Below are 12,442 nucleotides of genomic sequence, written 5' to 3'. Positions count from 1 at the left end.
ACCACCTCGTCCATCAGACCTCGCGGACGCTCGTTGCGGCTCAGACCAGTTCCACCCCTGCCCCGACTTCTGCCTCTCCGCGTACGCGCGTGGCGCAGGTTCGGGGCGGTCCTGCCGCAGGCCGCAACAGCGGCAACGGCGTTCGACAAGATCGCCTCAGCGATGTCGCGCCGGGTGGCGGCGATGCCCAGACCGTTCATCTCCGCGTCTTTATGCCCATCAATCGCCTCGTGGCGACGCTGGGTTACCGCACCTCGCTCGATTCGCTCATCCAGTCTCGATTGCCACTTCGTTTCCGTCTCAGATCGCAGCTGAAATTCCTTTCGAAATGGAAATATCGAGCCACGCGCGGATTCCAGGCGCGGCTCGGCGAGGACGGACTGCTACGTTCGAGTGAGGCTTGTAACCATCCGTGTTCAGGCTGCGAGACATGATGCATGACGGGTGGGTCGAAGGCCGACGCGGTGATCGTCGTGACGGGCACCGGTCCATACCAGGCAGAGCTCTTCGCCGAGGACAACGGCGTCCGCGGGTTGTTGGCGGAGTGGAGTCTGCCTGCTGATCTGGCAGGCCAGGACGTTCCCGCCGTCATCGCCGGCGGGGCGGTCACCAAGGCGATTCAGGACTTCGTCGCGACGCATCCCAGCTCCGCGGAGTTCGTGAACATCGGCAAGTACCTGGGCCGGTTGCTGCTGCCAGAGGGCGCCCCGCGTGAGGAATGGCAGAAGCTCGGCGCGACGAGGACCAGGCTGGAGATCGCCGCTCCCGAACTGCGCAGAATTCCATGGGAGATGACCAGGTTCGGACCCGGCCCCGCATTGTTCCTGACAGGTCAGCACACAGGTGTGCGCACCAGCGAGTACTCGGCCGGCCCGTCGGACTGGTCGTTGCCCGTCCGGCTGCTCGTCGTCGAAGGAGAGCCGGACGAGGGCATCAAGACGACAGCGGAGATCAGGGGCATCAAGAGCGCTCTGGCGGCCGCAGGCGGATGGGTTGAGGCCGAGTTCCTCAGCGTGCCGACGGCGGAGGAACTGCGGGTGGCCTACCAGCGGTTCGCACCGCACATCTTTCACTTCATCGGCCACTGCGAGAAGGTTGTGGGCAGCGAGGAGTCCGCGCTCAAGGTGCGCAGATCCGCGCAGCCGTGGGAGATCCGCGCCTCCGCCATCGCGGACCTGCTGGTACCCGCACCCCGGCTCGCCGTACTGAACGCCTGCCGCACCTCCAAGGCCGTCGAGGACGTCGACGCGCTGACCGAGGCGTTCGTCCACAGTGGATCAGTCGCGGTCGTCGGCATGCAGGGCGACATTCTCGGCCCGGAGGCAGCGCTGTTCGGCTGCGAGCTGTATCGAGGGCTGATCGAGGGCGCCGGCATCGACGCCGCCGTCGCCGGGGCGAGGATGCGGCTCTACACCCACAGCGGCGTAACCGGTTCGCGCGACTGGTTCCTGCCGAGCCTCACCCTGCACTCGGCACCGTGCGACGTGCTGCCCGAGATCCGGGTGAAGGAGTGCCAGCAGAAGGCCGAGTTGATCAAGGCTTTCGTCGACCGGGTCGAAGAGCGCCACAAGCTCGTCAACGGCGTGGATCCCGAGCGGGAGACGCAAGCAGAGCAACTTCTCCTGATCACCGGAGACCGGGAGGCGGGCAAGACCAGTCTCGTCACCTGGCTGCGACGCCGTTGCCTGATCCGCGGACGCCGGGTGAAGTACGTCGACTTCAACGGCACGGACAACGTCGACTTCCTCTCGGCGCTGTACAACATCCGCGACACTGCGGAGGAGAGGCCGCGCGAGCACCCTGACGGCCAGGCGCCGTTCGACCGTTTCAACCACGACCTGGAGTCCTTCAAGGACGGCCGACTGCCGGTGGAGCAGGAGGGCACGCTCGTTACGATCACGCCGGCGCCGACGCCACAACTCTCGGACAGGGCCGCGGTCGGCCTGGTCGAGAACCTCTTCCAGTCCTTTCGTAACGCGCTCAACGTGGACGGTGCCGAGGACCCGGTCGTGCTGATCCTCGACCATGTCGAGCAAGTGTTCAGCTCCGACTTCCGCAGTCAGTTGCTGCCGAACCTGCTGCTCGCCGCGCTCAACGGGGACGTTCCCGGTGTCCGGCTGGTCGTGGTGCTGCGCGCGGACAAGCTCGACGAGTACTGGCCGCACGATCGCGGCGGCCTCCGCGTCGACCTCGACGACTTCGACCGCTCCATGGTCGGTTCGCTCGCCGAGGACATCTTCATCGCCCTCGGACAGGAGATCCCCGAGGGCTTCGACAAGTTCTTCGACAAACTGCTCCCCGTAGGTCCGGTGAAGCCGGTGCAACTCAACATCGTCGCGCGGCTCGCGCAGATGAAGGTGAGCTGACGTGGAACCGGACTTCGCCCAGGTGCTGGAGCTGCTGAGCAAGGGCAGCTCTGTCGACGAGATCGCGGCCGCCCTGCGCCCGGCGACGCTGACCGAGGCTTTGAAGCGCTGTTCCGTGGTGCGTGCCTTCGACCAGTACCTCTACGACTCCGTGCTGACCGCCAGCGCTGACGCAGAGGTGGCTCCGTTCGACGATGTGCGGTGCTGCGCGGAAGTGGAGCAGTTGCCTGGGCCGGTCGAGCTGTTCCGGCTGCGGGAGTCCGCCCGCCGCACCGCCTGGTTCTCGTGGTGGAGCGATGGATCCGACGCGCACGAGGTGCCGGAACCGTTGCGCGAGCTGGGTGAGCGGCTGGCGGTGCACTACGAGGGCATCGCCTCCGCCGAGGTGGATCTGCTGGCCGCGCTGGTGCTCGTGGATCAGCGGCGGGCAGGAAAGTGGTTCGCGGACCGGTTCGACGTCGCGGACCGGGCTTTCCAGCTCGCGCGGTGCCAGGACCTGGTCGACGTGCTCGCCGACGAGGGGCGCGCGCAGTTGCTCGGCACCGAGCTGTTCGCGCTCGGGCAGCACCGGGCCGCGCACTTGCAGGCCAGGAGCATGTGGTCGGCGGAGTACCTGCAGACCGGCACGTTCCTCGAAATGTCCGGGACGAGAGCGGACTACCTGAACCTGCTGAGGCGGGGCGGCCCGCGGCTCATGCAGGTGCACGCGCGCGGTGGCCAGGGCAAGACGATGGAGCTGCGCTGGCTGTTGTCCCGTGTGCTCGTGCCGGACCGCGTTCCCTGTGCGGCCACGGACTTCGACTTCGTCGACCTCGCCAACGCGGCGAAGTACCCGTGGCTGGTGCTCATCGACATCGCCTTCCAGCTCGACCAGCAGCTGACCCGTGCGCCGTTCGCGGACTTCCTCGCCGTGCACGGGTATGCGATCGCCCTGCTGCGCCGTCGTGCGTCCGAAGAGGAGAGGTCCGCCGCCAGCAAGTGGGTCAAGTCGCAGGACGACGGTCTCCGGGACCTGGTGGTGAACACCTTCGTCCGCACGTTCAACAGCGCGCTTGCCGACCGCTCCGTGGTGATCGTCTTCGACACGCTGGAAGAGCTGCACCTGCGCACGGGCAACGGGCTCGAAGGCCTGATGGACGTGGTCCGCGCGGTGCACGACCGGTGCAGAACAGCGCATTTCGTGCTCGCGGGCCGGTACGCGGTCAGCGAGCGGATGTCCGGGCTCCCAAGCATCGCCGACCGCACCCCAGGGCTGTTCACTGACGAGGACTCCGGTCGATACCTCACGTTGCGCGGTATCGAAGGCTCCGACCTCCAGGCCGCGATCACCGCCAAAGCGGCGGGCCGGCCGTTCACCCTCGCGCTGCTTGCCGACCTGGCACAGCAACGGCTGAACCTCACGGCCCACGACGTCACGAAGTTCGAGGCGGACCTGATCTACCTGGTGCTGCGGGTGATCAGCCGCATCCAGGACCCCCGGGTACGGTGGTTGCTGCGGTACGGCGTCGTTCCCCGCAGGCTGACGTTCGAGTTCGTCGTCGACGTGATGGAGCCGTACCTGCGGATGGGGATGTCCGGGGACACCGAGGTGGACGACCCGGAGACCGACGAGCTGCCCGCGCCGCTCGACGTCACCAGCACCCCGTTCCACACCAACGTCCTGGACTCGGCCGGGTCGTCGCTGCCGCTCGACCTCGTCTGGAAGGAGCTGCGCCGGTACGCGAGCACGAGCTCGTGGGTGACCGAGCAGCAGGACGAGCTGCGCTTCCACCCCGACGTCCTGGTGCCGATGCGTCGGCTCATCCGGCCGAGGGAGATCCACCGCCGGCTGCATGAAGACGCGGTCGCCTACTTCGAGCTGCGTGCGGGGGAGGACCCGGAGCAGTGGAAACGATGGACCACTGAGGCCATTTTCCACCAGTTCCAGCTGGAGGGGGCGGGCGCGGCGGCGTACTGGCGATCGGCCCTGGACCGCGTCGAGTTGGGCGACGCGGACGTCCGCGCGCACCTCGCCGACGAGGTGCTGTGCCGCGACTACCTCGATGACGACGGGCAGCCGCTGCTGTGGGACGGCTCGGAGCCGGTGATCTCACCGGAGACCGTCGTCGAGGCGAGGTACGAGCTGGCCGCGGCGTCCACCCAGGAAGCCCGCGTGCTCGGCGTCGTGGACGACGACCAGCGGTGGAGCCAGGTCGTCGAGCAGTTGACGCTGATCGAAAGGTCCGGGCTGGAGCACGTGATCCCCGAGCACCGGCTCGCTTACGTGCGTGCGGCGCTGAAATTCCAGACCGGCGACTCGGCCGCCGCCGAAGCGCTCGTGCGTGAGGCGCTGCCCCACGCCCGCCACACCCAGGACGAGGTGCGGTTGTACGTGCTGCTGGCGGACATCAGGCTGCAACAGGGTTTCGCGGACGCGCCGTCCCTCTACCTCAGGGCCGTGCACGCCGCCGAACGGTTGTCCGCGTGGAAGTGGGCGCCCGCGCTGCGGTGCCGGGTGGTCCGGGCGCACCAGCGGCTCGGACAACTGTGGGAAGCGATGCGCGAGCTGGAACTGATCCTGGCCGACGTGGACCTGCCGGCCGATCAGCGCGCTGAGCTGGACCTGGTCGCCGTCGAACTGGGACTCGCCAGCGGCAGGTTGACCTGGGCGGCCGAGCACGCTCACAAGCCTGACCGCCACTCGATCAACGTCGAGGCGGCTCAGGTCGCGTTGGCCCGCCGGGACCCGCTCTCCGCGTACTCGCGTGTGCGCCACATCGGGGAGTCCCTCACTCATCACACTTCAGCGACCGGGCTCGAAGTCGCGGCGCGCTCCTCTGCCGCGGTCGCTGAGTACCCCCAGGCCTTGCTGGAGCTGGAACTTGCCCGCAACATCTGGCTCACCCGAGGTGACAGCGCTGGTGCGGCCCGTTGCCATGTCAGTTCGGCACTGGTGAACATGCGGGATCTCGGTGACCTGGCCGCCGCCGACACTCACTTTGCCAAGGCGATGAAGCTTCTCGGCGAGTCCGACGATCCGGTGCGGCTCTCCTACTACCTGGCGCGCGTGGAACTGCTCGGCCGTCGCCGCGAACCTGAAGCCGCGATGTCGTTGTTGCGCAGTGCTCTCCGCTGGCTGGACGGCAGGTGGAACCCTCCCGAGATGTTTGTGCTCGCCGCCGTGGAAGGACTGGCGCTCGGCCACCCGGACTGGTCGGTCCCGTTCCTGGAACTGCTGGAGAAGAACCTGCCGTTGATCACGCCGGTCTCCGCACGGCTGCGGGCTTTGCGGGAGCTGGGCAGAATCGAGGATCTTCCCTCCGAGGAGCTCCAGGACCGGCTCGTGGCGCTGCGCCCGTTGCTGCGGCTGAGCGGGGACGAGGACCTCACCGATGCAGACCAGGCCGAGCTCGACTTCGTCAGCGTCGAACTCGACCGGCTCACCGCCCACACGACCGACGCGGCGGGCAGGCTCTCCTGGATCCGCCACGAGTACCGCAAGGGCGGCTCGCATTACTTCGTGCGCGAATGGGCGTTGGCGACCGACCGGCTGCGCAGGCACCGCAGCCAGGCACTCCCGAACAACACGACCGTGGACGCGTTCGTCGAGGAGTTCCGGGAGCACCGCATGCTGTGCTTCGAGTTCCTGGTGGAACGCGCGGAGGCAGAACTCGTCCAGGAAAGGCCGAAGCAGGCCCGTCGGCTGCTGGACCGGGCCGAGGCATGCCTCGACCGGGCGGAGGGCACGCAGTGGCAGGCACGCCACGCGGACGCGGTGAGCAGGACCATCCAGCTGGACAAGCAGAACACCGAGGACTGGCGCCCCTACGCGGTCACCGCGGCCGCCGCGTTGGCCGCTCTCGGCCTGGCGGTGAGAGGACTGCGCAGGACGGATGCCACCGAGACCTCCCAGATCGTCGTGCCGCGCTGCACCGCCCGGATAGGGGTGTCGGCCAAAGGACAGGTGGAGGTGGAGACGTTCGTGCCGCCGTCCACCGAGGTACGCCATCAGTTCTCGCCGAACCACGACGTCGGGCGGACCGTGCTGGCGGACGACCTCGATGAACGGCTCGTGCGCGACTGGCAGAAGGTCGGAGCGGAGTTGGGTTCGGCGCTGCTGCCGTCCGCCGCACCGGCCGCGCTCTCCGCCGGCAAGACGCCGTTGGGCTTCCGGTGCGACATCGAGGACCGCAGGCTCGACGCCGTGCCGTGGGAGCTCAGCCGCCTGCGCGGCGGTTCCCAGTTCGTGACCCTCAGCCCGTCGGTCGCCGCGCTCTACCGGACGAGTGGGCACACCACAGCGCGGTTCGAGGAGGCCCGCCACGTCCAGTTCGCGCTCAACCGGCTGATCGGCGCGAAACTGGTGCTGGACGGCGAGATCGGGCCGCAGACGGTCTCCGCGCTGCGGAAATGGCGTGAGAGGCAGCACCTGGAACCGAGCGACGTCATCAACGCGGAGGTGCTGGACCGTTTGCAACGCGGCCTTGTCGAGTTTTCCCGGTCGAGAGTGCTGATCCTGTCCGGCAACGAGCACGGTATGCACACATCTCGCCGCAGGTTGAGCACGGCGGAGGACATCGCGCGGATCTACCTGCGGTTCGGCTTCATCAACATCTCGGTGGTCGAACGGCCGACGATGCCGCAGCTGTCGTACATGGTGGAACAGCTGGTCAGCAATGGGGAGCGGCTTGGGATCGTGCACCTCGCGGGTGGGATCAAGCCTTCACCCGACGGCGTCGCGATGACCTTCGGGTCCTTTAAGTCCCAGCTGTCGGCGACCGGCGTCGACCGGCTGCTCGCGCAGCTGCCAGCTGACGACGTGCGGCCGTTGGTCGTGCTCGACGTCGACCGTCCGTCGAGCCTCGTCGACACAGCGCGGTACCTGTTGCTGCGCAACGCCTACGCCGGCGAGCTGTTCGCGCTGGGACGGTGCTCGGGTGTGCTGGGCACAGGACTGGCCGACGAGGAACGGCACCTGCTCGTCAACGAGATGATCGAGTCCTTCGCCACGGGGGACTCCCTCGGCGAGACGGTCCGGCGGTTGCGGTCGCTCGTCCGCGACGACACCGGGATCGATCGGGTGCTGGCGTTCGCGGGCACGACGCTGCACACCCACCTGCCGTGGCTCAGGTTCACCGGAGGTGGATGAGGATGTCGTTGCGGGAACGCAAGCTCGCCGAGCTCGCGGATCAGGTGCGCGGGGTGGACGCGGACTTCGAGTGCTGGCTGGAGGAGACGGCCGACGGAAAGCCGTTGCGCAAGCACAACTCCCAGGTGCGGCGGCTCACCGAGCAGCTGCGCGGACTGGTGGACGTGATCTCCGCTGAGATGGACGCCATTCCCGCGGACGGGGACGAGGTGTTGCGACAGTGCCGCAAGGTACAGCGGCGTGTCCTGGAGGTGCACCGGATCTGGGACTACTACCGGTCCAAACTCGGTCAGCGGTACGTCTCCTGGTACCAGCAGTACCTCGCCGCTGCGGACGAGTTCACCTGGGAGTGCTACCGGCTCGGCGCGGAACACCTCGGCAAGGACACCGCGCTGGTGTTCCTGAACGGGGACTTCAGCCCGTTCACGCTGGACCGGGGCAGGCAGTTCACCCCGGAGCGGGCCGGCGGTCAGCAGAGCATCGAGTACCTGCGGTTCGTGACCGAGTTGCCGGTTCCTGTGATCGGGCTGCCGTGGTACCAGCTCGCCCACCTCGCGGACATGGTCCTCGTCGCCCACGAGGTCGGGCACGTGGTGTGGACCGATCTGAAACTCGGCTCCGAGGCGGAGACGCACCTGCTTGGCGCGGTCGCGGACCTGCCAGGCGACCGGCGGGACGCCTGGCTGTACTGGGGTCCCGAGGTTTTCGCGGACCTCTACGGGGTGCTCGCGGCAGGCCCTGCCTACGCGTCGGCGCTGGCCGATCTGCTTGCCGCGGACCCGGACAAGGTGCGGGCGGAGTTCCCGCCCGAGTCCGCGGCGAACGACCACCCGCCGGCCTCGCTGCGGATCGCGCTCGTCACGAAGGCTCTGCGACACAACGGCTTCGTCGAGGCGGCGGACACCAGGGCTGCGGCCTGGCAGGAGAACTACCCGTCCTCGGACCCTTACCTGGACGACGTCGACCTCGTCGTTCCGGCCCTGCTCGACGGTGCGTACGAGGGATTCCAGGGCGCGACCATGCTGGAGCGGGTGCGGTTTTCCCAGGAGCAGGAACGCCAGGCCGCTCTCACGGCCCACGCCGCCGCGGTCGGTCAGTCGCTCACGCACACCGAGGACGTGCGGGCGCTCGTCGCAGCGGCGCGCCTCGCATTCGACCGCGTACCAGGCGACGCTGAACCGCAGCGGGCGATCGTCGTGAAGATTCAGAGCGTTCTGGACAACCGGCGGCGCAACGAGGCCCGCCGGACATCCGTGCCCTCGTCCAACGACAGGGCAGCAGGAGCGGCGCTGCACGCACTTTTCGAGATGACGGAGAAGAACTCATGACCGCACTGAGCGACCACCTGGCCGCGACCGCCGAGCTGGCCCGGTCCATCGCTGGAGCCGACGACGCCAAGTTCGCCGTCGTCTACCACTCGCTGGCGAACCAGGTGGCGAGTCTCTCGGAGGGTGACCTCGGCCGGAACGTTGCGCAGGTACGCGACCAGCTCGTGGCAGCACGCCAGGACAACAGGCGTGCAGCGGTGGGGGACGACGACGATGCCGAGGCGAGCGTTCTCTTCGACCGTGTCTACCTGGAGAACCTCTCCGCGGCGGGCGAGTCGAAGGCGTTCATCGTCGGCGGCGAGCCGACCGCGGACTTCCCCGAGTGCGTCGCCGTCGGAGCCACGAACCGCTGGTGCTGCTCGGGAATCTTGGTGGCACCGAACGTCGTCGTCACGGCGGCGCATTGCATCGGCGCGTGCTCATCGCGCGTCTTCTTCGGCACCGACGTGAGGTTCCCGAAGGACGGGCGGATCGTGAACGTCTCCCAGAGCGTCAAGCACCCCGGCTACGACAAGAGGGTCAACGACATCGCCGTGCTGATCCTGTCGGAACCGGTGACCGACGTTGAGCCCAGGAAGATGGCCCAGGCCCCACCGGCCGTGCCGTCGGTCCGGCTCGCGGGCTACGGCAACACCGACACCGCGGGCAGGCGCGGCTACGGGCAGCGCAGGCGGGTCGACGTGCCGATGGCGAGCCAGGACCCGAGGTTCGGAGCCGATCCGGCGCTGGAGTTCGTCGCCGGATCACCGATGCTCGACCGGGACAGCTGCACCGGCGACAGTGGCGGGCCCGCTTACGTGTGGTCGGGCCAGGAGTGGTTGCTGGCTGGGGTCACGTCCCGGGCCACTGCCAGTTCGGTACGCCCGTGCGGTGACGGCGGGATCTACTCCCGCGTCGACGTGCACGCCGCATGGGTCCGATCAGTTCCCGGCGGGTTGTGGTGACCTTCTCCGCATGAATGTCTTGTCCACCTGAAGGGCCGGTTTCAGGGACGCCGTTCAAGAGCTGACTCGCACGTCGACTCGTGGCGGCGAAACAGGCCTCGGACTGAGTTGGCAGTTGCCGGAGAAGGACATTGCTATAACGACGGCGGCGGCCTGGTCCGCGATGAAGGACCTTGGTGGTCTCCTGGTCAGCCATCTGGACCACGTGCACGTGTCTTTCCAGGCGAACGCGGCGGTCAAGGTCATCTGACAACCCCTTCGCCTGGCAGATCGGATGTGCCGTTGTGCCGGTCGTCCTGTGGTTTCGCGGCACTGCCACGAAGTGCAACTGCTGCTCGCGCTGAATCATCACACCGGACTGGCGTAGTGGGTGTACTAACGCCGCGACGCAGCCGAGCGATGGACAGAATGTGAGTGCGTCGGCAGAGCATGCGGAGCTCGTACAGCGGTTCAGCGGTGACATGCACCGGGGAGTGAACGAGCTCGCTCGACTTGGCTACCCGGCGACAATTTTCCGACGCATGTTGACCGACCACGGCGCGGTGGAGGCCGCACGTCGGCTTGTGCTGGACCCCAAGCCGACCTATGGCTTGTGGAGACTGCAAGAACTCGATCGACTCGACGCCAGTGTGGAGATGTGGGTTCTCCTGCCGTGGTACGAACCGCTGTTCGATCAGTCGATCAGGGAACAGGCGGAACGCAAACTTCGCCTTCTTGATGTTGATGTTGATCGCGAGCTTCGGCAGCTCGTTGCTCGCCTTACGCCGACTGCGTGAGCGGAGCGGCTTCTGGAAACATCTGAGGCCGCGCCGGCTGATCGTCCAATATGGACAGCAATATCGATGCAGTTCGATGGTGCTCGTCAGCGCCTGGGGTGACCTCATCCGAGAGGACGGCCGCAACCAGTCCGTGTACCGGCTCGCTTCTGAGTGATCGGTTGTGCCGTGGCCTTCACACCGAGTCGGTGATCGCCCCGGTGGCATTTCACTGGCGCGACCATGTCTGCAGATCGCGCCGCTGCCGGTCCGGTGTCTGGTGTAGTTCGCTCTTGGGCTGTTTGGGTGGAGATGGGTACGGCGTCGTCATGAGACGTTTGGTGTCTCGGTCTCGGTTCTGACCGAGGGAGCTGACTGTGGCCACGCTGACGAACGCCGAACTGGTTGCCGCGTTGACCGGGTGTCGCCGTCCAGCGGCACCAACTGAGGAACATGGTCTGCGCTTTGCGTTCTACGGCCGGATGTCGACGAGCACGTTTCAGGATGTGCAGACGTCGCGTGCGTGGCAGCGCGCCGTGTCGGATGAGTTGATCGATGGCGTCGGCTCGGTCGTTGTGGAGTTTTTCGATGTGGGTGTGTCGCGGCGGTGGTCGTGGCTGGACCGTCCGGAGGCTGCGGCGTTGCTGGCCGCTGCCGCGGGCCCTGATCGTGACTTCGACGCGGTGGTCGTGGGGGAGTACGAGCGTGCGTTTCACGGTGATCAGTTCCGGCAGGTCGTGGCTCGGCTGAACGCACTGGGCGTCGAGGTGTGGCTGCCGGAAGCAGGTGGCCCAGTCGAACTCGGCAGCCCGGTGCATGAGGCGTTGATGGTGTTGTTAGGTGCGCAGGCGCAGCGTGAGGTGGCGCGGGCGCGTCAGCGGGTGTTGGCGGCGATGCGGTCTCAGACGCGGTTGCAGGGCCGGTTTCTGGGTGGTCGTCCGCCGTATGGGTATCGGTTGGTTGATGGCGGTCGGCATCCGAATCCGGTGCATGGGCGGTGGGGTCGGCGGGTGCAGGTGTTGGCGCCGGACCCGGTGACGGCGCCGTGGGTGAAGTGGATGTTCTCCGAACGTGCTCGCGGCCGCACGGTGGCGTCGTTGGCGCGCGAGCTCAACGAGCGTGGCGTGGTGTGTCCGTCAGGTGCCGACCCCGAGCGGAACGCGCATAGGTCGGGGGAGCGATGGATCGTGCGGACGGTGGCGATGATTCTGGAGAACCCGCGGTACACCGGTCGGCAGGTGTGGAATCGAAGCAGCACGACCGGCCATGGATCGGGTGGACGCTCAGGTGGCCGCGGCTCGGGCGCGTTGCGGTACAACCCGGTCAGCGAGTGGGAGGTATCTGAGAGGATTGCCCACGAACCGCTCGTGGATGACGAGACGTTCGTCGCGGTGCAGGGCCTGCGGGTGGCGAAGCCTGCCAAGGACGGCGAGATCCGGCGCTATCGGCTGGCTGGGCTCGTCGTGTGCGGGCTGTGTGGCCGGCGGATGGACGGGCACTGGGTTCACGGGCGAGCGGGCTATCGATGCCCCTGCGTGTCAGGGTGAGTTGAGTCCAGTGGTTCACAGCAAACCGGCCTGACGCTGTTCCGTGCCGGGTTTGATGGAGACCATCAAGCCTGGATGATGAGGAGCAATGGCCCCACCGAAGAAGTACCCAGACGAGCTGCGTGAGCGGGCGACCCGGATGGTCGTGGAGGCCCGTCGGGATCCGGCGTCCGCGGTCGGGGCGATCAAGCGGATCGCCGAGCAGCTCGGGATCCACCCTGAGGCGCTGCGGACCTGGGTCAAGCGCGCGGAGATCGACGCCGGTGACCGGCCTGGTACCACGACCAGCGATGCGGAGCGGATCGCGCAGCTGGAGCGGGAGAATCGGGAACTGCGCCGTGCCAACGGGATCCTGAAGTCCGCGTCCGCTTTCT

At 67.4% G+C, this 12,442-nt stretch carries 7 protein-coding genes; all 7 read left to right on the top strand.

Going from position 1 to position 12,442, the window contains the following annotated elements:
- The first annotated feature begins 437 nt into the window (after nt 1–437).
- A complete protein-coding gene (locus tag BM417_RS41030) occupies nt 438–2,366 on the top strand; it encodes a CHAT domain-containing protein (protein ID WP_093605532.1) in 1,929 nt (642 codons plus the stop codon).
- A gap of 1 nt (nt 2,367) precedes the next feature.
- Nucleotides 2,368–7,494, top strand: a complete 5,127-nt coding sequence (locus tag BM417_RS41025; RefSeq protein ID WP_093605531.1) for a hypothetical protein — start codon at nt 2,368–2,370, stop codon at nt 7,492–7,494.
- A 2-nt stretch (nt 7,495–7,496) separates the two neighbouring features.
- Nucleotides 7,497–8,822 carry a hypothetical protein gene (locus tag BM417_RS41020; protein ID WP_093605530.1) on the top strand — a complete coding sequence of 442 codons (1,326 nt, stop codon included), beginning with the start codon at nt 7,497–7,499 and terminating at the stop codon, nt 8,820–8,822.
- On the top strand, nt 8,819–9,766 hold the full coding sequence (locus BM417_RS41015; RefSeq protein WP_093605529.1) for a S1 family peptidase: 948 nt from the start codon (nt 8,819–8,821) through the stop codon (nt 9,764–9,766). The genes BM417_RS41020 and BM417_RS41015 overlap by 4 nt, the downstream gene beginning before the upstream one ends.
- Before the next feature lie 521 nt (nt 9,767–10,287).
- A complete protein-coding gene (locus tag BM417_RS41010; protein WP_143139020.1) occupies nt 10,288–10,542 on the top strand; it encodes a hypothetical protein in 255 nt (84 codons plus the stop codon).
- A gap of 356 nt (nt 10,543–10,898) precedes the next feature.
- Nucleotides 10,899–12,068, top strand: coding sequence for a recombinase family protein (locus BM417_RS41005; RefSeq protein WP_245822657.1), 1,170 nt, complete (start codon nt 10,899–10,901; stop codon nt 12,066–12,068).
- 88 nt (nt 12,069–12,156) lie between these two features.
- Nucleotides 12,157–12,442, top strand: a 286-nt coding sequence (locus BM417_RS41000) for a transposase (protein ID WP_143139019.1), incomplete at its 3' end; no start/stop codon positions are given.

The sequence above is a fragment of the Lentzea waywayandensis genome (assembly GCF_900115955.1).
Lineage (GTDB): Bacteria > Actinomycetota > Actinomycetes > Mycobacteriales > Pseudonocardiaceae > Lentzea > Lentzea waywayandensis.
This window is presented reverse-complemented; position numbering and strand designations above follow the sequence as displayed.

Coding starts and splice junctions, on each gene's coding strand:
- BM417_RS41030 (WP_093605532.1), top strand. CDS start 438: ATGACGGGTGGGTCGAAGGCCGACGCGGTGATCGTCGTGACGGGCACC.
- BM417_RS41020 (WP_093605530.1), top strand. CDS start 7,497: ATGTCGTTGCGGGAACGCAAGCTCGCCGAGCTCGCGGATCAGGTGCGC.
- BM417_RS41015 (WP_093605529.1), top strand. CDS start 8,819: ATGACCGCACTGAGCGACCACCTGGCCGCGACCGCCGAGCTGGCCCGG.
- BM417_RS41010 (WP_143139020.1), top strand. CDS start 10,288: ATGTTGACCGACCACGGCGCGGTGGAGGCCGCACGTCGGCTTGTGCTG.